Origin of the sequence: Caproiciproducens puteiluti, from assembly GCF_052442865.1 — a bacterium.
Lineage (GTDB): Bacteria > Bacillota > Clostridia > Oscillospirales > Acutalibacteraceae > Caproiciproducens.
The window spans coordinates 2,087,089-2,110,004 of sequence record NZ_CP194790.1; the positions used below are offsets into that span (position 1 = coordinate 2,087,089).

Consider the following 22,916-nt stretch of genomic DNA (forward strand, 5'->3'; position numbering starts at 1 on the left):
CATCTGGGCCGACATTTATTGAAAGACAAGCGGCATAAACTGGACAAGCAAATACACAAACGGCGCTTCAAAAATCACGCTGTCAAAGCGGTCCAGAATCCCGCCATGCCCCGGAATGATTTCCCCAAAGTCCTTGATATGGCAGCTGCGCTTGATGAGCGAAAAGCTGAGGTCGCCCAGAATAGACATAATCGTTCCGAAAAATCCAATGACCACCAGCGTCAGGTAGGATATTTCGACGCTGTAAGCATAGTAAACCGCATGGAAGATATATCCAAAAACGATCATGGCGATAATATTCAGAGCAAAACCACCGATAACGCCCTCCACCGTCTTTTTCGGGCTGATATCCGGACACAATTTATGTTTTCCCCAAAGGCTGCCGGCAAAAAACGCTCCGGTGTCCGCTATCCATGCGGAAAAAATCGCAATAATCACATAAAACATGCCGTGCTTCCCGCCAAGGTTCCGTAAGCTGATCAGCGTTTCAAGGGCCGTCGGAATCATCAGCGACATACTGTAGATAACGCCCACCTCACGGAAGGTAAGCGCCTTATGATAAAGGATCAGCGCCCCGAATATGACGACCGTGTATAGAAAATAGGCGGCCTGCTGCAGTATATCCACCTGCGGCAGCGGAGCGATCGCCTGAATCATCGGGATTACCGCGGAAAAAACCAGACTTGGAATCAGCAGGACAAAATTTTTGGACAATCCCAAAGCGGAAATAATTTCAAAAACAGCCAAACCCGAAATCAACGCAATCGCAATGTTCAAAGCTGCCGGAATGGTGCTGTTAAATACTACAATCGCGGCCAAAAAAAGAACAAGAGATACTCCTGAAGCAACCCTTTCTTTCAATTAAACCCCTCCAAAGCGCCTGTTACGGCTCGCGTATTCGTTTAATGCGCGATCTAAATCCCTTGGCTTAAAGTCAGGCCACAAAATATCCATGACAACGTATTCGGCGTAAGCCGACTGCCACAGTAAAAAATTCGAGATACGGCTTTCCCCGCTCGGCCGGATAATCAGGTCCGGGTCGGGTTGTCCGCCGGTGTAAAGCCGTTCCGAGATGGAAGTTTCACTGATCTGTTCGGGGGACAGCTTTCCTTTTTGCACATCCTCGGCAAGCGTTCTGGCCGCGTGCACGATTTCCGCGCGGCCGCCGTAATTCATGGCAATGTTCAGAACCATGCCGGTGCGCTTCTCCGAAACCTTCTCCGTTTCCTGAATCAGTTTCTGCAGCTCCGGCGGAAAAACCGACACATCCCCGATAAAACGTACTTTGATGTTCTCATTTAAAAAATCACGCAAAGCATCTTCAAGATACTGCTTGAACAGCTTCATTAAAGCCCCGATTTCCTCTTTTGGACGCCGCCAATTCTCCGTTGAAAAAGCATATACCGTAAGATACTCAATTCCAATCGAACTGCAGTAGCGCGTGATCGTCTTGAAGACAGCCGCTCCTACAGTATGGCCGGCGGAACGCGGGAGTCCGCGCTTTTTAGCCCACCGGCCATTTCCATCCATAATGATCCCCAGATGCTTTGGAAGATACTGTTGTTCCATTTTCTTACCTATATTTCCATAATTTCCTTTTGCTTTTTTTCAAATACGCCGTCTACCTGTTTGCAATATTTATCGGTTAAATCCTGCGTTTTCTTTTCCGCCTGTTTCAGCTCGTCTTCCGTGAGCTCCGAATTTTTCTTCATGCCTTTGAGCTTCTCCATCGCGTCGCGGCGCATATTGCGGATCGCGATTTTGCGCTCCTCGGCCATTTTGCTGATTTCCTTCACCAATTCGCGGCGCCTTTCCTCCGTAAGCGGAGGGAATGTGATCCGGATGATCTTTCCGTCGCTTTGGGGATTGATTCCGATGTCCGAGGTCTGGATGGCCTTTTCGATGGCACGGCATACGGAAATATCCCAGGGCTGAATGGTCAGGATACGCGCTTCGCTTACCGCCACCGCCGCAAGCTGGTTAATGGCAGTCGGCGTGCCGTAATAATCGACTTTCACTTTATCCAGCACCGCCGGGTTTGCCCTGCCCGCTCTGATGGACGCAAAATCATCCGAAAGAGCGCTGACACATTTCTTCATTTGGTCCTCTGCGTGTTCCAATACTTCTTTCATCATTAGTCCTCCTTCACAAGTGTTCCGATCGATTCCCCGCAAACGGCCTTGATAATATTATCCGGCTCGCCAATGCTGAAAACAAGAATCGGAATTTTATTATCTTTGCATAATGAAGCAGCCGTGCTGTCCATCACCTGCAGGTTCCGGTTGAGTACGTCCATAAAGGACAGGGTGTCAAATTTTACGGCGTCCGGATTCTTTTTGGGATCGCTGTCATAAACGCCGTCAACCATGGTGGCTTTTAAAATAATATCTGCGTCAATTTCGGCTGCCCGCAGCGCTGCCGCCGTGTCGGTTGAGAAAAACGGGTTTCCGGTACCGCAGCCAAATACAACGACTCTTCCCTTTTCCAGATGCCGTACGGCGCGGTTGCGGATGTACGGTTCGGCAATTTGCTGCATCGCAATCGCGGTCTGCACACGGACCTGAACACCGAGCTGTTCCAACGCGTCGGCAACGCCCAGAGCGTTGATAGTGGTGGCGAGCATCCCCATATGATCCGCGCGGGTTCTGTCCATTTTTCCGCTGCTGCGGCCGCGCCAGAAATTGCCGCCGCCAACAACGATCCCGATCTGAACCCCCATATCCGCACATTTTTTGATCGGTCCGCAGATTTTCAGTACCGTATCAAAATCAATTCCGTGGGTCTCGCTGCCCGCGAGAGACTCTCCGCTCAGCTTGAGAAGAATTCTGTTATATTTAGGTTGCAAATAAAACACCCCTGTTTTCATTTTATATTATTCTACAATAAGCATTGTGTAAAGTAAAGGCTTTCATAACTAAATATAGTTATTATTGTCAAGTTTTATAATTTAGAAACATTTCTCCGAAAGCGGTAACAGCAGGAAGGCATAAAAATAGCGCAGGATTGTTTTCCTGCGCTATTCCTCAGTGAATTCTTACTTAACCATGCTGGCGATTTCTTCTGCAAAATTATCTTCGCGCTTTTCAATGCCTTCGCCCTTTTCAAAACGGACATAATCTACAATCGAAATAGAGCCGCCAAGCTCTTTTGCGGTAGCCTCCGTGTACTGCTGCACGGAAAGATCACCGTCTTTGACATAGGCCTGATCCAAAAGGCAGATTTCCTTAAAGAACTTCCCAAGTCTGCCGGTAACAATCTTATCAGCAATTGCAGCAGGTTTGCCATCGTTGATAATCTGCTCTTTCAGAATGGTCTTCTCGTGTTCAACAACATCGGCGGGAACCGATTTCTGATCGAGATACTGCGGACTGATGGCCGCAATCTGCATGGCGATATTCTTTGCGTACTCCTTAAACTCTTCCTTGGCCGCAATTTCAGCGGAAGTATCGAATTTAACGAGAACGCCGATTTTTCCGGCTGCATGGATATAGGCTGCAACCACGCCTTCAAAACGCTTGAAACGACGAATCTTAATGTTCTCACCGATGGTCAGGATCTTATCCTTGAGCAGCGCGTCGACAGTCTGATCCGAACCGCTTGCCTTGCACTGAAGCAAAGCCTCCACATCGGCAGGATTGGACTCGATAACCGTATCCGCACAGACCTTCACGAAGTGCTGGAAATCCGCATTCTTCGCAACGAAGTCGGTCTCGGCGTTGACCTCGATGTCCACACCGACGGTTTCTTCCTCATTCAGGCACGCAAAAGCAACGCCTTCGGCTGCAATACGGCCCGCCTTCTTCGTGGCGGCCGCAAGGCCTTTCTCTCTTAAAAAGTCGATCGCGGCATCCATATCTCCGTTGGATGCTTCCAGTGCTTTTTTGCAGTCCATCATCCCGCAGCCGGTCTTCTCACGAAGCGCTGCAACATCTTTAGCTGTAAAAGCCATTCTATTTCCTCCGCTCTTAATATTCGTTTTATTTAGTATTTGCGCATATCACCGATTATTCCGCGGCTTCTGCTTCATTCACTTTTGCTTCTTCCGCTTCGGCGGCAGCGGCGCCCATCTGGCCTTCCTTGCCTTCGACGATCGCGTTTGCAACGGTTGCGGAAATCAGCTTGACGGCACGGATCGCGTCGTCGTTGCCGGGAATAACATAATCGATTTCATCCGGGTCACAGTTGGTGTCGACAATCGCGACAATCGGGATGCCGAGCTTTTTTGCTTCCGCTACGGCGATTCTCTCTTTGCGCGGGTCAACAATAAACAGTGCGCCGGGAATTTGTTTCATATCCTTGATGCCGCCCAGGAATTTCTCGAGCTTTTCAATCTCAAGGCGAAGCTTAATGACTTCTTTTTTCGGCAGAAGATCAAAGGTGCCGTCTTCTTCCATGGCCTTGAGCTGGTTCAAACGGTCGATTCTGCGGCGGATCGTACGGAAGTTGGTCAGCATGCCGCCCAACCAGCGCGCGTTGACAAAGTAAGCGCCTGCGCGTTCCGCTTCGTCCTTCACGGAATCCTGAGCCTGCTTTTTGGTGCCGACAAACAGTACGGATTTGCCTTCAGCGGAAAGGCTGCGGACAAAGCCGTAAGCGTCTTCCAGCTTCTTAACGGTTTTCTGCAGGTCGATGATGTAGATACCGTTGCGTTCCGTAAAGATATACGGAGCCATCTTCGGGTTCCATCTTCTGGTCTGGTGACCGAAGTGAACGCCGGCCTCCAAAAGTTGTTTCATTGATACTACTGACATAATAATCCTCCTTGGTTTTTCCTCCGTCCCGCTTTAACAGACGCAACACCCGGAAGCCGGGCACCAAATCGTCATAGCAGAGACGTGTGTTTTTTTATTGCGCCGATAATTATAGCATATAAAAGAATAAAATTCAAGACTTTTTCAGTTGCCAAAGAATCCGCCAAACCCGCGCCCTCTTTTTTTCGTTCGGCAATAGTTATTATACGTCACCAAAATAGTATCGTCCCCTATTACTTGAATATCCTGCCATTTAATAATAATATCGTCCTCCCTGCCCAGCAGTCCGAAGCAGCGCAGGCGGCCGTAAATTACAATGGCAATCACTCTGGCGTCCGCGGTGTCTATTTCCACATCACAGACACATCCTATCCGGGTCCCGTCCTTTACATTAATGACTTCTTTATGGCGCATATCGATGATCCGGCAATTCACGCTCCCACCTCCCCTACAGATATATGCCGAACTTTGTTATATAATTAATTAATTGATTAATCAAAAAGAAAATGGTATAATTATCCGAGAAAAAATCAGGAGGCTATTATGAACATTTGGCATGATATCTCACCGAAAAGAATTAAGACTGAAGACTTTTGTGCCGTTATAGAAATTCCAAAGGGCTGTAAAATCAAATATGAGCTCGACAAGGAAACCGGTTTGCTGCTGATGGACCGTATTCTTTACACTTCCACTCATTATCCCGCAAACTACGGCTTTATTCCCCGCACTTACGCCAGCGATAATGACCCTCTTGACGTACTTGTCCTCTGTTCCGAGGATATCCGTCCGCTTTCCCTGGTGCGTTGTTATGCCATCGGCGTGATTATTATGGTGGACAACGGGATGAAAGACGAAAAAATCATCGCGATTCCGTTCAACGACCCCACCTATAACGGCTACCGTGACATTAAAGAGCTGCCGAAACATATTTTTGACGAAATGTCCCATTTCTTTTCCGTTTACAAGCAGCTGGAAGGAAAAGTGACGGCGATCGACGAAGTCAAAGGACCCGAAGATGCCAAGGAAATCATTCAGAGCTCCATTGACAGCTACATCGAAAAATTCTGCAAATAATTCCCACCGATTCAAAATCCCCTGTGAAACTTCACAGGGGATTTTTTGTGCCGCAATCTATCAAATAAACCGTTATGACTGGAACAGATATAAAGTGCCGCCCTGACCGCCCATTTGGCCGACATTGCTTGTATTGGAGCTATATTCGCCGGAATCCACCAACACCGCGTTTTCTTTTACATAAGACTCAATATCGGAACCGGAACTGCCGGAACTGCCGAAGCTTCCGCTCAGCAGGAAATAAGTGATTTTGCCTTCAGCGACAAGCGTTTTCAGCTGATCGACCGTAAGGGAATTGTCCGAACCCAGGAACCCTCCGTAAGCATAGCAAGGCAGCCCGGTATCAATGATGAACTGCGCTACGCTGCTGGAGCGCTGTGCGGTAACAAGGAAGCTGCCTTCTTTATAATTTTCCACCAGATAAGCTTCCAAAGAGGAGCTCTGCGAGCTGCCGTTGTCCGACAGCATACCGGTTCCGTTCCCCTGTCCGCTTTGCAGCAGCTCCGGACCGGCGTACGGCATTGTGGAATTCGTTACGCCCATGACCGGCGTAAGCGCCCAGTAAAAAGGAGCCGCCAGTGAGGACAGGACAAGCACCGCGAGGGAAACCGCGAGAACGCCGCGCTTATGTCTGACACAATAAACGGCGAACAGGAGGATTCCAACGCCCGCCGCGGCAAGCATAGCGGGAAGCAGCCATGTCTTCAGCTCGGAATATCGCAAAACACAGACAATCTGCAGGGCAAGATTGAGAAGGAACGCAGCCAGCAGGAGCACGGGACGCAGATACTCCGTTTTTTTCTCCCGTCTGTGCTTCAGCCCGTTGTAGACGGTAACAATTCCGACGCCGCTCAGAACGGCAATGGCGGGCGCCATCATGCAGAGATAATACCGGTGATAGAATCCGGCAAAGCTGAAGAAAACCGCCGTGGTAATCAGCCACAAAGACCAGAATACAAAAGCACCCTGACGCTCATTTTTTCTTCTGAAGTTCCATTTATTCACGCAGAGCAGCATGCTGCAAAGGGCGAACAGCAGGAACCAGGAACCCTGCCCGTATAAATTTGACGTCCACAGCCGCAGAGGGGACGCATTCCCGATTTCAGAGCCGCCCATTCCATTGGTACCCATATTGCGGCCGCCGTCCTGGCGGTCTCCGCGGCCGTCCGCATCGCCGTCAGGCATGTTCTGCCCGTTTTCGTAGGCGCCGTCGGACGTGCCCTGCCCATTCCCGTCTGCATTGCCACCGGGCATTCCCTGTCCGCTTCCATTCGTGTTACTGTCCGGCGCGCCCTGCCCGTAACCGTCGGGAGGCGTCCCGTTTCCGTCATCATTCATCTGTGGTGCCGAACCGGAAGCATCCCTGTCGGATGAGCGTCCAGAGCCGCCTCCCATTCCCCCGCCCATGCTTTGTCCGAACAGCCTTTCCGTGCCGTTATGGCCAAAAATCAGTTCGATCATGGAATTGCTGCTGGTGCTGTCCACGTAAGGCCGGTCTTCCGAGGGGTAAAATTCCACGGCAAGCACCCACGCGAAAGAGACTGCCAGAACAATGACCATACTCAAAATCCCGGCAAGAATCCGTTTTCCAATTTTTTCTTTTGCAAAAAACAGATAAGTGAGGGAAACGGCAGGCAAAATCATGTATGCCTGCAGCATTTTAATATTAAAGCCCAAGCCTACAAACAGTGCCGCGAGAAACAGATATTTCCATCTTCCGCTGTCGATCGAGCGAAAAAGAAACCACGCCGCTGCCAGCAATACAAAAATCAGCTGCATATCCATCGTATTGTTGCGCGATGCGACAACGACGACCGGGGTTATGGCAAAAATCAGGGCCGAAACGAGCCCGGCGGGCCGCCCGAAATACCGGGCGGTTAAAATGTAAATCATCACGGTGGAGGCCGTGCCCGCCAAAGCCTGCGGGAGCAGCATGGCCCAGCCGTGATAGCCGAAAATAAGTACGGAAATCGCCTGCGTCCACAAGCCGAGCGGGGGCTTATCCACAGAAACCATTCCGGCGGGATCAAATGAAACAAAGAAGAAATTTTTAAAGCTCAGCGTCATGCTTTTTACACACGCCGCGTAATATTCGTTTCCGGTTCCGTAGTTGGAAATCGCGTAGAAGTTTAAGGTAAACGACAGCGCCGCAATCAACATCAGCGCGGGGATATAAGGCTTTTTTCTGAACTTCACAATGATGTGCTGCATAGAAGGTCCTCCGATTCCTTGCAATCTATTACAGCGCCCAGTATAATTGCTGATTGTGAAGTTGACGTGACGGGAAAGAAAACAACAGCTAAATGTCTTTCTTGATCTTATCCAGCGCGGCCTTTTCCAGCCTGGAAACCTGCGCCTGACTGATTCCGATCTCCGAAGCAACCTCCATCTGTGTTTTTCCCTGGAAAAAGCGCATGGAAAGAATCCGCTTTTCTCTGCTGTTCAAATCGCGGATCGCTTCCTTCAGCGCGATTTCGTCCAGCCAGTTGGAATCGTCGTTGTTGTCGCCCACCTGATCCATCACATAAATGGTGTCGCCGCCGTCTGAAAAAACCGGCTCAAAAAGCGAAACCGGTTCTACAATGGATTCGAGCGCAAGCACCACATCCTCCCGCGGCAGGTTCAATTCTTTTGCTATTTCATCGATGCTCGGCTCGCGGTTGTTTTCCGCCGTCATTCTTTCTTTCGCCTGCATGGCCTTATACGCGGTGTCACGAAGCGATCGGCTGACGCGTATGGAATTGTTATCCCTCAGATAACGCCGGATCTCCCCGATAATCATAGGCACCCCATAGGTGCTGAAACGGACTCCCTGATTGATGTCAAAGTGGTCGATCGCCTTGATCAGGCCGATGCAGCCCACCTGAAAAAGATCGTCAAGATTTTCCCCGCGGTTTGTAAAGCGCTGAATGACGCTTAAAACAAGACGCAGGTTTCCGTTAATGAGTTCGTCGCGGGCTTTCATATCCCCTTCTTTTACCCGACGCAACAGCTGCATTTTTTCTTTTTCGGTAAGTACTTTTAATTTCGAAGTATTGACTCCGCAGATTTCGACTTTATTGTACTGCATGCCGTTCCCTCATTTCCATGGAATAACTTACTACCATTATTACCATGGGCGGGGTGATTCATGCGGAGCCGGCAGTAAAAATATTATGGGGAAAGGGAATTGCTTTTCCGTTATAAAGTCGTATATACTATAATCAATCAGTATCCTGTAAAAACAGGAAATAAGAGCAAGCGAGGCGGAGCCATGCAAATTCAGATACCGCCGCAGGTTGAAACGGTTCTTCAAAAACTGACGGCTTCCGGCTTTGAGGCCTATGTTGTCGGCGGCTGTGTGCGGGATTCCATCCTCGGATTGGAGCCGAACGACTGGGATGTGACCACCTCCGCCCCGCCCGAGGAAACGGAACGCATTTTCAGCAGCTATCCGTGCGTAAAAAACGGGATTCAGCACGGAACCCTTACAGTGCTGATCGATCATCGGCCCGTGGAAGTGACCACCTTCCGGGTGGACGGACAATATTCCGACAACCGGCATCCGGACAGCGTCCGCTTTACCCGCAGCTTAAAGGATGATTTATCGCGCAGGGATTTTACCGTCAACGCTCTGGCCTATTCCCATGCCGACGGCGTAATCGACTGCTTTGGCGGGATGGATGACCTGAAAGACCGGATCATCCGATGCGTCGGAACCCCCGGCCTGCGTTTTCAGGAGGACGGGCTCAGAATTTTACGGGCGCTCCGCTTTTCCTCCGTACTTGGATTTTCCCCGGAACCAGACACCTCGGCCGCCATCCTGTCCAATTGCGGGCTGCTCCAACAAATCGCCCGGGAGCGCATTCAGTCGGAGCTGACCAGGCTCCTTTGCGGAAATTCGTCTGAGGTGCTTCGAAAATACCGCACCGTGCTGGAGCAGATTATCCCGGAATTTTCCTTCATGACCCAATTGGATGAATGGGAACACACGCTGAAAGCCGTTTCAAAGGTAGACGCAACACCCGTTTTACGGCTGACTATGCTTTTATATCATATCCGACAATCTGCCCCATCTGAACAAAGCCGAAACGAAAAAGAATCCTTTGACGCTTCCTTCAGCCAAAACGCCGAAGCTGTCAAGGCAATTCTTTTACGGCTCCGGTATGACAGCGATACGGTGAAAACTGTTTCCGAACTTACGGCGCTTCAACGGCTTCCTCTTCCCGCAGATGAAAGAAGCCTGCTGAAGCTTCTCCATCAGTACGGCAAAAAAATAATGGATCTGCTTTTCAAAGTGCGGGACGCGAATTTACGGGCGCAAAACCCGCCCGACACCCGCGGACTGGAAGAACTGAAAAAAGCGGAAGCGATATTCCAAAGCATTTTCACACGGGGATTATGCTACTCTCTGAAAGATCTACAGATCAAAGGCTCGGATTTATTATTGATCGGCATTCCTGAAGGGAGCGAAATCGGCAGGATGCTTTCCCAGCTCTTAAGCGCGGTGATGGACGGCAAATGTTTAAACCGGCGGGAAGCACTTCTGAAATACGCATTACAGTTAAAGGAAGAATACCATGACGGAAACAGTTGAGCATACCTTTGGACCTGTTTATGATGAAAACTCAAGAATATTGATTTTAGGAACGATCCCTTCGCCGAAATCCCGCGAATATGGGTTTTACTACTCCCACCCGCAGAACCGGTTCTGGCGAATCGTATCGGATTTATACGGCCAGAAGCTTCCGGAAGGAAACGCGGAAAAAACGGAATTTCTGCTGAGAAACCGCATTGCGCTTTGGGATGTCCTCAAAAGCTGCAAAATCTCCGGGGCGGACGACGGCAGTATCCGCGACCCGGTCGCAAACGACATCGGGGCCTTATTAAAAGAAACCGATATCCGCGCAGTATTTACCACGGGAACAAAGGCCGCCGCTCTCTACCACAGGTTTTGTGAAAAAAGCACGGGGTGTCCGGCTTTTGCGCTGCCTTCGACAAGCCCGGCCAACTGCCGTCACTACAATTATGAAAGCCTGAGAGAAGCCTACCGGGTGATTTTGAAATACACAATGGAATAAAGAAGCGTCGAAAAAGACGGGCATCACGATGCCCGCCTTTTTCAGCTTACGCGCTCCAGGTCCTTTTTCAGCCTTTCAATAATGCGTTTTTCCAGGCGCGATATGTATGACTGTGAAATGCCAAGGGTGTCGGCTACTTCCTTCTGCGTATGCTCTTTCGTATTGTTCAGACCAAAACGGAGCTGCATGATTTCCCGTTCCCGCGGAGCGAGATGCGACACGGCGGTCAGCAAAAGATTCCGCTCTACCTCCTGTTCAATGTTGCGGTTGACGGTATCCTGGTCGCTGCCCAGAATATCGGAAAGCAAAAGCTCGTTTCCGTCCCAGTCCACATTTAACGGATCATCGATGGAGACTTCATTTTTTAACTGGGAGCTCTTACGGAGGTACATCAGAATTTCGTTTTCAATACAGCGGGACGCATAGGTTGCCAGTTTAATGTTGCGCTCGGGGCAAAAAGTGTTTACTGCTTTAATCAGCCCAATCGTTCCGATCGAGATCAAATCCTCCACCCCGGCGCTGCTCGATTCAAACTTTTTTGCGATGTACACAACAAGCCTGAGGTTGTGGGTAATCAGCGGTTCCCTCGCGTTCGGAACATTGTTCAGAATGTTCGTCATCACCTTTTCCTCTTCCTTCTTCGTCAGCGGCGGAGGAAGAGTCTCGGGCCCGTTAATATAGTGTACATGCCCGTTTAGACCTAATCGCAGCCATAATAATGACAGCTTATTTCCCATTTCCCTTATCAGCTTATTCATTCCCATTTTCACTCTTTCCCTTTTGCCGCTGCCGCCGCGGCTGAGAAACGCGCCTGCCTACGGCCAAATTTAGGCTGACGTTTTTTGCAGTAAATCCGGATTTAAGAGCGCGCTGAACGCTCCAAGCTTCGATTTGGTTACCGCTATGTATACCTCGTGTACTTCAATCTTCTCTCTTCCTGTCATGACTGTCAGTTTATCCGGTTTAAACGCCGGAAGAAGCCCTTCCCCGGAAACCGCCTGAAACGGCACCAGCCGGATTTTCCCGCTTTCATGCTGCGGGGCGATTCCGTCAAGACAATCCTCACAGACAACGGCGACCGGCGCGTTTGAAAACGGCTCGGTCAGCGTGTTTCCGGTATCCACCTTTGCGGCACAGGAAACCGACTTTCCGTTAAAATCGATCTGAATCCGGCAGAAAAGGTCTTCCGGAGCCTGACGGCCCGTAATACGGTGGATCAGACGTATGATAAAATAGCACACGATTGTCAGAACAATCAGAAGAAGCGGTGAAACATTGAAATAAACCACCGAATTTTTGATGATGAGCCCCTGCGGAGCGATAAAATACCACAGCGCGAGCATGAAACCCGCAAAGGCAAAGCTCATGATATAAAAGGCGGCCAGTTCTCTCAGAAACTGCTTGATTCCGTAATAGGGATACGCAAATAAAACAATCAGTCCCGACACGGCCAGCTTAAAAGCCAAGGATAAAAAGAGATTGGTTTCGGGCAGCAGAATAGAAAGAGAAGCGGCCGCACCCAGGGCCGCGGCTGCAACCATTCTGAAACGTTTCACCGGCAGCGAAAGAAATTTTGAAACGGCAAGCAGCAAAAAATAATTGATAAATAAGTTGATACCGACCAGTACGTCTATGTAAATCGTCTGCTTCAAAGAGATCCCTCCCTGCGCTAAAAATAATTATACCGGTGCAGGGTCAAACATTGTGTCAGAAATTGTATCCGATTCAGAATTAAAATTGTATGTTTACAATAAAAAAACGCCGGTCCTCACAAGAACCGGCGTTGCGTTTTATTTGATTCACATTTTCGTACTTCTGTTTTTCCTGCTGGGTTTTCTGCTGTTCCTTTGCGGGAAGACCATTTCTCTTTTTTATTTTATTTTTATGGTTTTTACGGCCAATAGAAATGTACATATTTTTATTGATTTCAGGCAACTCTATGTAGCCTCGCGTTCCTCTTCGTCAAGATCAAGGCCAAAGCTGATAGATAGAGCCTGATTGACCTGTGTCATTGCCGTATTATCAAGGCGCCCCATGCGCTCTTTCAATCTGTGTTTGTCGATTGTACGAACCTGTTCAAGCAGGACAACGGAATCCTTTGCGAGTCCGGTGGTCTGGGCATTGAGCATAATATGCGTTGGAAGGTTTGCTTTTGCTCGCTGGCTGGTTATTGCCGCGGCAATCACGGTCGGACTGAACCGGTTTCCAACATCATTCTGAACAATCAGCACAGGTCGGACGCCGCCCTGCTCAGAACCAACAACCGGGCTTAGGTCGGCATAATAAATATCGCCTCTTCTAATGTTCACATTTTTCACGCTCCGAATAATTTATGATATAGGGTCTGCGATTATTGTTGACATTCTCCAGACGATTTATTCGCATGCAGTCCCTAACACATAATATTATTTAGACGCGGGGGTTGACATAAAATTAAATAGAAAAAAGGGTGCAACCGCTGTCACACCCTTATTGTGTATCGTCGCGCATCTGCGCTTTCAGTTTTTTTTGAGGAATGGAAATGGTTTGAATCTGCCCTGTGCTTCTGTCGGCGGTCATTGTGAAATCAATGCCCTCCACAGTGCCGGAAAATTCATCCCCATGCGTTCTGGTAAGGGAACCGTCTTTCTCTGCATAGTCCAGAACCTGCAGTAAAACGACCGCAAAAGAGGTGTCCGGCAAAACACACTCATCGCTTTTGGCGGAAAGTCCACTGTAGGAAACAGAAAATCCTTCGCCGCTCCAATCGTAGGTCAGGCCGTTCATGTCCCCGGAAAGGAACTGCACGTTCGCCCTTCCGGGCGCGTCGCGGCTCAATGCGCATTGTATTTTTTCGCCGTTGTAATCAATATCGGCCGTGCAGTGAAAACAGAAAACGATGTCTTCTGCTTTTATTTCCTGCGCCGCACAGGCAGAAAAAGAGAAAACCAGAAAAAAAGAAAACAGGCATATCGCTGTCCGGCGCATAGCTTTCCACTCTCCGCACAAAAAATACGGTTTTACCGCTCAAGCTCCAGAAACAGACCCGGAAGCATACCGATCATGTCCGTCGGCAGCATGGCACACTGGGAAAACGCTTTCGCACAGCGATCCCCCGCCTCACCGTGAAGATACACCGCGCCGACCGCTGCCGCCGCAGGGTCAATCCCCTGTGCAATAAAGGAAGCCGCCATTCCCGCCAGAACATCCCCGCTGCCTCCCTTTGCCATTCCGGGATTTCCCGTTGGATTGAGATGTACCATTCCGTTCGGCTCCGCAATCAATGTTCCGGCGCCCTTGAGCACGAGGATGACATGGTGCTTTTCCGCAAAGCTCCGGGCATATTCAAACCGGTGGGCCTGCACATCCTTTACGGTGGTCTTCATCAGACGGGCCATCTCCCCGGGATGGGGAGTCAGCACAACAGGAACGCGGGCTGTTTCTAATACATTTATATTCTCCGCAAGGATGTTTATGCCATCTGCGTCAATAATGAGGGGAACCTGAGAATCGGAAACGAGACCGCATACGATCCGCGTCATTTCTTCCCCGCGCCCCAGCCCGCAGCCGATCAGGCACGCGCTCGCTTTGGACAGGGCATCCTCCAGCGCCTTATGTCCGGCGGGAAGCATCGTTCCGTCCGGCGCATAGTCAAGCAGGGTGAAAACCGGCTCCACAATCTGGGAAGCGACGATCGGGTAAATCGTACGGGGAAGCGCCGCATCCACAATACCGGCCCCGCAGCGAACAGCCGCCTTTGCGCTCATTACCGCCGCTCCGGCCATTCCGTCGCTGCCGCAGAGGCACAGCAGTCTGCCGTAATTCCCCTTATTGCTGAGCGGGTCCCGCGGCCCCAGCAGGGATTGTGCCGCCGAAAGCTCCGTTACCTCAAACGTCGACTTCTGGCTTCCGATGAGATCCGCGCCGATCCCGATCGGCGCCACGGTAACCTGTCCGCAGTAATCCTGCGCGGGCTGAATCAGATGCCCGTTTTTCAGGGTGGAAAAGGAAACCGTATAGTCTGCCTGGATGCATTCCCCGTCCACCGCCCCAGAATCGCAGCCGGCACCGCTGGGGATATCCAGGGAAACCACCACCGCGGAGGAATTTTGCACCGCGTGAAAAACCGGAAGGATTTCATCCGGAACACGGCCGTGAAATCCGGTCCCGTAAATGGCGTCGATGATGAAGTCGGCAGAGGCAATGACGGTTTCCGCCCTTCCGTTTTCCTCACCGTCCAGAATTTTTACCGTTGTATCCTTCAGACGCAAAAACACGGTCTTTGCAAGATCTGTGCGGGGAAGGCCGTCGGTCATTACCACGGTAACCGGCACGCCGAGCTCAAACAGCTTACGCGCCATCACATAGCCGTCCCCACCGTTATTTCCTTTCCCGCAGAGAATCACGACTTTCCGTCCGGACAGGCTGAACTTTTTCCGCAGGAAGCGAACAGCTGCGGCACCGGCGTTTTCCATCAGCTCCAAATAGCTGATTCCGGAGTCGACGGCTTTTTTTTCAAGCTCTTTGCTCTGCTCACAATTTAATACCTTCATTTTCAGGCTCCTCCCCGATCACAACCGCCGAAGCGTATTCTTTTGTATGGGTCACACTGACCTGGAGAACAATTTTTCTTTTCTGCACGATTTTCAGCGCGCTGCCGCGCAATTGAAAATAAGGCCTGCCGTTTTCCTCTCTTAACAGCTCCACCTCGCCGAGCGAAAATCCGCGCATCCCCGTGCCCAGCGCTTTGGAAAAGGCTTCTTTTGCGCTGAAGCTGGCGGCGACGCTCTGAACGGGAAATCCGCGCAATTCAAGCTGAGCGTACTCGGCGGGGCCAAGTATCCTCAGTAAAAAGCGCGGATTCTCCATGGACTTTTTGATTCTTTTTATTTCAACTAAATCAATTCCTGCCAAAAGCATTGACTGCTACCTGCCTTGAAAGAAATGGTTTGATCGCAGCCAGGACTTTTTCGCTCGGGCTGAACAGCACCAGGATCCTCCCCTTTTGGGGATGGCGCGCCGCAAGGTACCAGGCGTCCCTGCCGTTTTCATATTCCGAAGCGTTGAATCTGGCCGAATAGGACTGCTTTTGATGATCTTCCTTCCGGTACCTGCCCAGAGCTTCAATGTCGTGCGCATCAACGGAAATCACTTTTTTTCTGCTCCGGCGGCTGATGATTTTATCGATCGTAATATCACTGTTGGTCACGCTGTATTCGTATTCCAGGCTGCGCGAAGAAACCAGATAGTAATCCAGAGCAAAAATACCAACCATAGCCGGCAATAAAAGCATGGGTATGTACACCGCCAAAAGCGCAAGAATCAGGCAGCTTGCCGCGAGGACCCCGGCAAATACGAACCAATCGCTTTTCCCCATCCTTTTTCTGATCATTTGTTCAACAAAAATATCCATTTTCAATCTCTCCAACCGAATGCTGATTTATTGGATATTGTAACATATCGGTTTGTGCATTACAAGGGATTGCGCCCCCGGCATCGGAATTGTTGACGGATTCCTTATCACATTCCCCAGATTTGTATGGCATATTCCCTGACTGCCCTGTCGCTCGAAAATTTTCCGGCGCCGGCTGTGTTCAAAAAACCTTTGCGGGAAAATGCCAGTCGGTCGCTGTAATCGGAAATCGCCCGCAGCCTTGTCTCACTGTAAGAGAGTAAATCATACAGAACAAAGTAATGGTCCGGCTTATGCCAGCTGGCCCCGTCAAGCAGGGAATGGTACAGCTCCCGGAACATTCCGGTACCTCCGTCGTCAAACATGCCGTTGACAAGAGTATCCACCGCCGCCCGTACCCTTTCGTTCTGCTCATAAATCGTTCTCGGGTTGTAGGAGTCCGCAATTTTTTCAAGCTCCTCCACACGCGCTCCGAAAATATAATTGTTTTCTTCCCCCGCCTGACGGATGATCTCCACATTCGCTCCGTCCAGCGTTCCGAGCGTTACCGCGCCGTTGAGCATCAGCTTCATGTTGCTCGTACCGGAAGCCTCCGTTCCCGCTGTCGAGATCTGTTCGGAAATATCGGCGGCAGGCATGATTTTTTCCGCATAGGACACATTGTAATTAGAAACAAAAACGACTTTCATCAAACGGTTGACATCCGGGTCATTGTTGATTTTATTGGCAATTTCATTGATGAATTTAATGATTCCCTTTGCTCTGAGATACCCGGGGGCCGCTTTGCCGCCGAACAGAAAAGCCGTTGGGTTAAAATCCTTAATTCTTCCGTCCTTTATGCCGAAATATAAATCAAGAATGGAAAAAGCGTTTAAGAGCTGACGTTTATATTCGTGCAGCCGTTTCACCTGAACGTCAAAAATAAATTCTGGATTCAGTCTGATTCCGTCATGCTTTTCAATATAGTCGGAAAGCTGCTGCTTTTTTATCTGTTTGATTTGCGCAAACTGGCGGATAACGTTATCGTCGTCCTTATATCGTTCCAGATTTCTGAGCTTTTCCAAATCCGTAACCCAGCCGCTGCCGATCTTGTCGGTGAGAAACCCGGAAAGCTCCATGTTGGAAAGTGCCATCCAGCGCCGCTGTGTGACCCCGTTGGTTTTATTGTTAAACCGCTTGGGGTAAATCTGATACCATTCTTTCAATACGGAATTTTTCAGTATTTCCGTATGGATTTCCGCCACACCGTTCACGGAATGGGTAGAGAAAACGGCGAGCCGCGCCATATGGATCACCGAGTTTTCGTCAATAATCAGATACGGCTTCTGCAATTCCTCTGTTGTAATCCCCATACCGGACAGCTCTTTGAGCAGGGCTTTATTGATCATGACCACATACCGGTAGACATTGGGGAGCACGCTCTTGAACAGCTTTGCGTCCCATTTTTCCAGCGCTTCTGCCATAATGGTATGATTGGTATAGGCAAACGTCTGTCTTGCGATTTTCAGCGCCTTGCCGAAGGACACCCCCTCCCCGGAGACCAGAAGCCGGATAAATTCGGGGATGGACACCACGGGGTGCGTATCGTTCAGCTGGATCGCGTACTCCGCTGAAAAATGCGTGAAATCATTTCCGTATCTTTTTTTATAGGTCCTGATCAGGTCCTGCAAAGACGCGCTTGTGAAAAAATACTGCTGCTTCAGCCTGAGCTTTTTCCCCTTGTCCGTCGTGTCATTCGGGTACAGTACGCTGGAAATCGCTTCGGCGGCGTCCCTCTCCCGGACGGCAAGATCAAATTTCTGGTCGTTAAACAGCTGAAAATCAAACGGGACCACCGGCTCCGCCTGCCAAAGACGCAGGGTGTTCACTGTGTTCGCTCCGTACCCGATGACGGGCGTGTCGTAGGGAACCGCATAGACCGTCTGGTTTTTGAACCTGACCTCCACTTTGTCCTCTTCTCTGCGCTGAGACCACGGGTCGCCGAACTGCTGCCAGGTGTCCACGGTCTCTTTCTGGAATCCGTTTTCAAAATACTGCCTGAAAAGGCCGTACCTGTACCGGATTCCGTAACCGTTCAGGGCAATCCCCTGTGTGGCGGCCGAATCCAGAAAGCAGGCGGCGAGCCTGCCAAGCCCTCCGTTTCCGAGAGCCGCGTCTTCGATCTCTTCAAAAACGGCCACGTCTATATTATTTTCATGAAATAGCTCAGAAAGCTGGTTCAGAAGCCCTAAATTTTGTAAATTGCTGTAAATGAGCCGTCCGGTTAAAAATTCGGCGGAAAAATAGCAGGCCTTTTTACCGGCGTCTGGCGCTTCCCATTTGGACTTCACCTGCTTCATTGCCGCCGTCGAAACCGCGTGATACAGTTCCAGAACATCCGCCTGATGGATCGTTTTACCGTTTTCCAATTCCAAAAGGGTTATCACATCGTTCTTAAATGTGTTCATAAAATCCACTCCTTAAAGTACAGAGACCTATCTGCCGTAAATCCTCGCCAAGCTGCAGAGTTCTTTTGAAATTTCGTCGGTAAGCTGACCCTTTTTCAGCCTCCACCGCCAGTTGGAACCCACCGTGGAGGGATAATTCATCCTGGCCCAGCCAGGCAGAAGCAGGATATCCTGCGCCTGAAAAATCACCGTATCGGCCACGCTGGCATAGGCGGCGCGAAGGACCGCCCCCGGCAGGTCTTTTTTCCTTTTGACATTGAGATATTCTTTTGCGTACTTTATATTCTTTGCCGGCATCCTGCTGAAAAATTCAACCAGCGTGTCATTATCGTGCGTCCCCCCGTAAACCACCGTATTGCTTGTATAATACATTGGGAGATGCTGATTGGCCGGATCGCCGTCAAACGCGAACTGCAGGACTTTCATTCCGGGATATCCGTTGATTTTCAGGAGCTTTTTCACCTGGGGAACAACAACGCCCAGATCCTCCGCAATCACCTGCGCTTTTCCGATGGAGTCGTTTATCACATCCGTCAGTTTGCGCCCCGGACCGGGCTGCCAGCTGCCGCGGACCGCCGTCGTTTCTCCCGCGGGAATGGCATAGTACCGGACAATGCCGATAAAATGGTCAATTCTGATAACGTCGTATCTCTTTGCGGAAAATTCCATCCGTTTTTTCCACCAGTCAAAATGACCGCGTTCCATGGCCTCCCAGTCATACAAGGGATTCCCCCAGAGCTGCCCTTCCTTTGAGAAAAGATCGGGCGGGACCCCGGCTACCTTTGTCGGCCTGCGGCGGGAATCCAGCTGAAAAAGCTCGCTGTTTGCCCAGACATCCGAGCTGTCAAGGGCGGCATAAATCGGAATGTCCCCGATCACCCGGATTCCGCGCTGATTTGCATAGGCTTTTACCCGATTCCACTGCCTGTAAAATTCAAACTGGCAGAACTTCCAGAAATCCATTTCCGCTCTCAGCTTTTCCGAATACTGCCGTACAGCGGCCGGACGGCGGAAACGGATATCCTCGGGCCAGAGCAGCCACTCTTTATTTTCAAATTCAAACTTCAAAGCCATATACAGGCAATAATCTTCCAGCCAGTATGCATTTTCTTCACAGAACTGCCCATACTCCGCAGTGTCTGCGTGTCTACTTCTGGAGAAGGCCGTGCGAAGCACCGCAAACCTAGACTGAAAAAGCGCGGCATAATCCACACTGTCCTCATTATCTCCCCAGAAAAAAGAACCCGCTTCACCGGGCTTCAAAAGCCCTTCCTCCGTCAGGGTGTCCAGATCGATAAAATACGGGTTCCCCGCAAAAGCGGAAAAGGACTGATAAGGGCTGTCTCCATAGCTGGTAGGACCAATGGGAAGCACCTGCCAGTATTTTTGTCCGGCATCCTTCAGAAAGTCGATAAACCGAAATGCCTGACCGCCAAACGTTCCGATCCCGTAGTCGGAAGGCAGGCTGCTGATTGGGAGCAAAATACCCGAACCGCGAACAAACTTATTTTTAACTGGCAATATTTTCCACCCCACTACGAAAAAACACGAAAATATGACAATATAATATCAAAGGATTTTCTGAATGTCAATATGAAAAAAGGAACTATTCTGTAAGTATTTTATATTTTTAAGCATAATATTTCGGGACATTTGTTCAATCAAGAATGATAAAAGAAACCGATATATAAAGATATATTTCGTAATTTTTCTTAAAATTATCTTAAAGTCTCAAATCTTTAATATTATTTTATAAAAAATTTGTTTCATATATTTTCCAATTTGCAAATATAACTCTTGAAATGATGTGCGGCCAAAGTATATACTGTGGTTGAACAGGAAAAGAGGGATTTCTATGGCTACGATTAAAGACATTGCAGAAAAACTTGGAATTGCTGTCAGCACCGTATCAAAAGGCTTAAACGGGGCCAACGATATCAGCGAGGAAATGCGCCAGCTGGTGCTGGACACCGCTGTAGAAATGGGATACGCTTCCAAAAAAGTGCAAAAGCTCGGCAAACGCAAGGTCTGCATCCTGGTCGAAAACATGGAATATGAGAACATTGACCAGTTTGGCTATGAAATTGTTGTAGGGTTTAAACTAAGCGCTGCCAGACATCATTGCGACGTAACGGTCATTCCCACAAACCTGAACATGCAGACTCAGGAAAAGTATGATTCCTATATGCTGAAACACGGATACAGCGGCTCGTTTTTGCTGGGATTCGCGCTGCATGACGACTACATCAACCAACTGTACAAAACGTCGGTTCCAACGGTTTTACTGGACAATTGCATCCCCAATAAGCACGTGGGTTACGTCGGCACCGACGGGTATAACGGCATTGATCTTGCGGTCAGGCATCTTTACGAGTACGGTCATAAAAACATTGCCCTGCTGAACGGTTCCAAGAACAGTCTGGTGACCAATGAACGCCACCAGGCCTTTCTTCAAAGCATGGAACATTATTCACTGAAAGTCAATCCTAATTTAATTGCCAACGGCTACTATGTTCCGGAATGCGCCAAAGACTATGTCGGTTCCTTTATGAAAAACGGAGCGACCGCTATTGTCTGCGCGAGCGACGTGATCGCGGCGGGCGTGATTGCCGAACTGAACCGTCTTGGAAAATGCGTGCCCCTGGATATGAGCGTGGTCGGCTTCGACGATCTGCCGATCGCACAGCACCTGACCCCCACCCTGACGACTATCCGTCAGGACAGGGTGGCGATCGGCAAAAGCGCTTTCATGATGCTGGATGAACTGATCGGCGGCGTAAGCATCAGCAAGGTTCTGCTGAAGCCGGAGCTGATTATACGGAATTCCACAGGAACCTGCCCGTAAAAAATCCCGCTTGCAATTGACGTGTTAAGGTGTTATATTATGTAGTATTAACACAATGATAAAGGAAGTAACCTTTTTCCCCGCTTATTTCAGAGAGGGCATGTCAGCGGCTGAAAGCATGCCTGTAAGTCATAAAAGGCGAAGTTCCCTTTGGAGTGGCGCGGCTGAACCTTTTCAGTAGGCTGCGACGGCAGGCACCGTTAAAGGCTGACGAGTAATTAATTAGGGTGGTACCACGGAGCTTTCGTCTTCGTCCCTTGCCGGGGCGGAGGCGTTTTTTATTGCTGATTCATGTCTGAAAGAACGGAAAGGATGATAACGCTATGAAGCAGGAGCTGGAAGCAATCCGCGAAAAAGCGATGCGCGAATTGGATGAGGCGAAAGGACAGCAGATACTTGAAAATCTGCGTATTAAATATTTGGGAAAAAAAGGAGAACTGACCTCCATTTTAAAACAGATGGGCGGTCTCTCCGCGGAAGAGCGCCCCAAAATCGGCCAGCTGGCCAACGAGGTCCGCACTTTTATTGAAGCCGATCTGGTCAGGCGCGCCGCGGAACTGAAAGAAGAAGAAACCCGGAAAAGACTGGAAAAAGAGAAAATCGACGTTACGCTGCCGGGCGTCCGCCGGGAGCTTGGCGCAAAGCATCCCCTGAGCATTGAGCTGGACGCGATCAAGGAAATCTTTGTCGGTATGGGCTTTGAGATCGTCGAGGGCCCGGAGGTCGAATACGACTATTATAACTTCGAGGCGCTGAACATTCCGAAGGATCACCCCGCGAGAGACACACAGGACACTTTTTATATCAACGACAATATTCTGCTGCGTACACAGACCTCGCCGGTGCAGGTAAGGGTGATGGAAAAGCAGAAGCCGCCGATCCGCATTATTTCCCCCGGCAGGGTTTACCGTTCGGACGCGGTTGACGCCACACACTCCCCGCTGTTCCATCAGATTGAAGGTCTGGTGGTTGACAAGGGAATTACCTTTGCAGATTTGAAGGGAACCTTAGAGACCTTTGTAAAGCGTATGTACGGCGAGGATTCCGTAGTACGGTTCCGTCCGCACCACTTCCCCTTTACCGAACCTTCCGCCGAAGTGGATGTACAGTGCTTCAACTGTCACGGCGAAGGCTGCCGCCTCTGCAAGGGCGAGGGCTGGATTGAGATTCTCGGCTGCGGCATGGTACACCCGAAGGTACTTTCCAACTGCGGGATCGACCCGGAGGTCTACAGCGGCTTTGCGCTGGGCATGGGGCTGGAACGCGTAGTCATGAGAAAATACAGCATTGATGATTTACGCCTGTTTTATGAAAACGACGTTAGATTCCTGAAGCAATTTTAAGGGG

Annotated in this window: 23 protein-coding genes and 1 other annotated feature; of the genes, 5 read left to right on the forward strand and 18 right to left on the reverse strand. The window is 49.9% G+C overall.

What is annotated here, in order from left to right; all coding sequences use genetic code 11:
* Positions 1-15: 15 nt before the first annotated feature.
* From ACRQU7_RS10135 to ACRQU7_RS10165, 7 genes are all read right to left on the reverse strand, one after another.
* Positions 16-861 carry a phosphatidate cytidylyltransferase gene (locus tag ACRQU7_RS10135; RefSeq protein WP_038324229.1) on the reverse strand — a complete coding sequence of 282 codons (846 nt, stop codon included), beginning with the start codon at positions 859-861 and terminating at the stop codon, positions 16-18.
* Positions 862-1,569, reverse strand: a complete 708-nt coding sequence (locus ACRQU7_RS10140; RefSeq protein WP_038324230.1) for an isoprenyl transferase — start codon at positions 1,567-1,569, stop codon at positions 862-864. It lies immediately after the preceding gene.
* A gap of 8 nt (positions 1,570-1,577) precedes the next feature.
* Positions 1,578-2,132, reverse strand: coding sequence for a ribosome recycling factor (gene frr, locus ACRQU7_RS10145; RefSeq protein WP_444640595.1), 555 nt, complete (start codon positions 2,130-2,132; stop codon positions 1,578-1,580).
* Between the two features lie 2 nt (positions 2,133-2,134).
* Entirely contained in the window at positions 2,135-2,845 is a 711-nt protein-coding gene (gene pyrH / locus ACRQU7_RS10150) for a UMP kinase (protein ID WP_275715938.1), read from the reverse strand.
* A 189-nt stretch (positions 2,846-3,034) separates the two neighbouring features.
* Positions 3,035-3,949: a translation elongation factor Ts gene (gene tsf / locus ACRQU7_RS10155; RefSeq protein WP_444640597.1), complete on the reverse strand. Its 915-nt coding sequence runs from the start codon at positions 3,947-3,949 to the stop codon at positions 3,035-3,037.
* A 55-nt stretch (positions 3,950-4,004) separates the two neighbouring features.
* Positions 4,005-4,751: a 30S ribosomal protein S2 gene (gene rpsB, locus ACRQU7_RS10160; RefSeq protein ID WP_444640599.1), complete on the reverse strand. Its 747-nt coding sequence runs from the start codon at positions 4,749-4,751 to the stop codon at positions 4,005-4,007.
* A gap of 144 nt (positions 4,752-4,895) precedes the next feature.
* Positions 4,896-5,186: a YlmC/YmxH family sporulation protein gene (locus ACRQU7_RS10165; protein WP_243122456.1), complete on the reverse strand. Its 291-nt coding sequence runs from the start codon at positions 5,184-5,186 to the stop codon at positions 4,896-4,898.
* 108 nt (positions 5,187-5,294) lie between these two features.
* Here ACRQU7_RS10165 and ACRQU7_RS10170 point away from each other — a divergent pair, with 108 nt between their 5' ends.
* Positions 5,295-5,825 carry an inorganic diphosphatase gene (locus tag ACRQU7_RS10170; RefSeq protein ID WP_038324237.1) on the forward strand — a complete coding sequence of 177 codons (531 nt, stop codon included), beginning with the start codon at positions 5,295-5,297 and terminating at the stop codon, positions 5,823-5,825.
* Positions 5,826-5,897: 72 nt separating this feature from the next.
* Here the strand turns inward: ACRQU7_RS10170 and ACRQU7_RS10175 are convergent, their stop codons facing one another.
* Together ACRQU7_RS10175 and sigG are read right to left on the reverse strand one after the other, a co-directional pair.
* Positions 5,898-8,036: a glycosyltransferase family 39 protein gene (locus ACRQU7_RS10175; RefSeq protein ID WP_444640602.1), complete on the reverse strand. Its 2,139-nt coding sequence runs from the start codon at positions 8,034-8,036 to the stop codon at positions 5,898-5,900.
* An 88-nt stretch (positions 8,037-8,124) separates the two neighbouring features.
* The gene (gene sigG / locus ACRQU7_RS10180) at positions 8,125-8,895 is read right to left on the reverse strand and encodes an RNA polymerase sporulation sigma factor SigG (protein ID WP_038324238.1); all 771 of its coding nucleotides are present in this window, start codon (positions 8,893-8,895) and stop codon (positions 8,125-8,127) included.
* 183 nt (positions 8,896-9,078) lie between these two features.
* Here sigG and ACRQU7_RS10185 point away from each other — a divergent pair, with 183 nt between their 5' ends.
* Positions 9,079-10,401: a CCA tRNA nucleotidyltransferase gene (locus tag ACRQU7_RS10185; RefSeq protein WP_444640604.1), complete on the forward strand. Its 1,323-nt coding sequence runs from the start codon at positions 9,079-9,081 to the stop codon at positions 10,399-10,401.
* Entirely contained in the window at positions 10,385-10,885 is a 501-nt protein-coding gene (locus tag ACRQU7_RS10190; protein WP_038324241.1) for a DNA-deoxyinosine glycosylase, read from the forward strand. Before ACRQU7_RS10185 ends, ACRQU7_RS10190 begins: the two co-directional genes overlap by 17 nt.
* A gap of 41 nt (positions 10,886-10,926) precedes the next feature.
* Here the strand turns inward: ACRQU7_RS10190 and sigE are convergent, their stop codons facing one another.
* The 9 genes from sigE to malQ form a co-directional block, all read right to left on the reverse strand.
* Positions 10,927-11,643, reverse strand: coding sequence for an RNA polymerase sporulation sigma factor SigE (gene sigE, locus ACRQU7_RS10195; protein ID WP_081928287.1), 717 nt, complete (start codon positions 11,641-11,643; stop codon positions 10,927-10,929).
* Between the two features lie 69 nt (positions 11,644-11,712).
* Positions 11,713-12,537, reverse strand: coding sequence for a sigma-E processing peptidase SpoIIGA (locus tag ACRQU7_RS10200; RefSeq protein ID WP_444640607.1), 825 nt, complete (start codon positions 12,535-12,537; stop codon positions 11,713-11,715).
* 285 nt (positions 12,538-12,822) lie between these two features.
* The gene (locus tag ACRQU7_RS10205) at positions 12,823-13,194 is read right to left on the reverse strand and encodes a type II toxin-antitoxin system PemK/MazF family toxin (RefSeq protein WP_038324246.1); all 372 of its coding nucleotides are present in this window, start codon (positions 13,192-13,194) and stop codon (positions 12,823-12,825) included.
* Between the two features lie 160 nt (positions 13,195-13,354).
* Positions 13,355-13,852, reverse strand: coding sequence for a hypothetical protein (locus tag ACRQU7_RS10210; protein WP_444640609.1), 498 nt, complete (start codon positions 13,850-13,852; stop codon positions 13,355-13,357).
* Positions 13,853-13,884: 32 nt separating this feature from the next.
* A complete protein-coding gene (locus ACRQU7_RS10215; protein ID WP_444640611.1) occupies positions 13,885-15,417 on the reverse strand; it encodes an NAD(P)H-hydrate dehydratase in 1,533 nt (510 codons plus the stop codon).
* Positions 15,398-15,784, reverse strand: coding sequence for a holo-ACP synthase (acpS, locus tag ACRQU7_RS10220; protein ID WP_038324253.1), 387 nt, complete (start codon positions 15,782-15,784; stop codon positions 15,398-15,400). The genes ACRQU7_RS10215 and acpS overlap by 20 nt, the downstream gene beginning before the upstream one ends.
* Positions 15,765-16,277, reverse strand: a complete 513-nt coding sequence (locus tag ACRQU7_RS10225) for a DUF6106 family protein (RefSeq protein ID WP_444640613.1) — start codon at positions 16,275-16,277, stop codon at positions 15,765-15,767. The genes acpS and ACRQU7_RS10225 overlap by 20 nt, the downstream gene beginning before the upstream one ends.
* 107 nt (positions 16,278-16,384) lie before the next feature.
* Positions 16,385-18,724, reverse strand: a complete 2,340-nt coding sequence (locus ACRQU7_RS10230) for a glycogen/starch/alpha-glucan phosphorylase (protein ID WP_444640615.1) — start codon at positions 18,722-18,724, stop codon at positions 16,385-16,387.
* A gap of 27 nt (positions 18,725-18,751) precedes the next feature.
* The gene (gene malQ, locus ACRQU7_RS10235; RefSeq protein ID WP_444640617.1) at positions 18,752-20,245 is read right to left on the reverse strand and encodes a 4-alpha-glucanotransferase; all 1,494 of its coding nucleotides are present in this window, start codon (positions 20,243-20,245) and stop codon (positions 18,752-18,754) included.
* Between the two features lie 334 nt (positions 20,246-20,579).
* Here malQ and ACRQU7_RS10240 point away from each other — a divergent pair, with 334 nt between their 5' ends.
* On the forward strand, positions 20,580-21,569 hold the full coding sequence (locus ACRQU7_RS10240; RefSeq protein ID WP_038324261.1) for a LacI family DNA-binding transcriptional regulator: 990 nt from the start codon (positions 20,580-20,582) through the stop codon (positions 21,567-21,569).
* 46 nt (positions 21,570-21,615) lie between these two features.
* Positions 21,616-21,830 (forward strand) — a binding site (T-box leader).
* A gap of 62 nt (positions 21,831-21,892) precedes the next feature.
* Positions 21,893-22,912 (forward strand): phenylalanine--tRNA ligase subunit alpha, encoded by a 1,020-nt coding sequence (gene pheS / locus ACRQU7_RS10245; protein ID WP_444640620.1) that lies wholly within the window; start codon positions 21,893-21,895, stop codon positions 22,910-22,912.
* Positions 22,913-22,916: the final 4 nt, after the last annotated feature.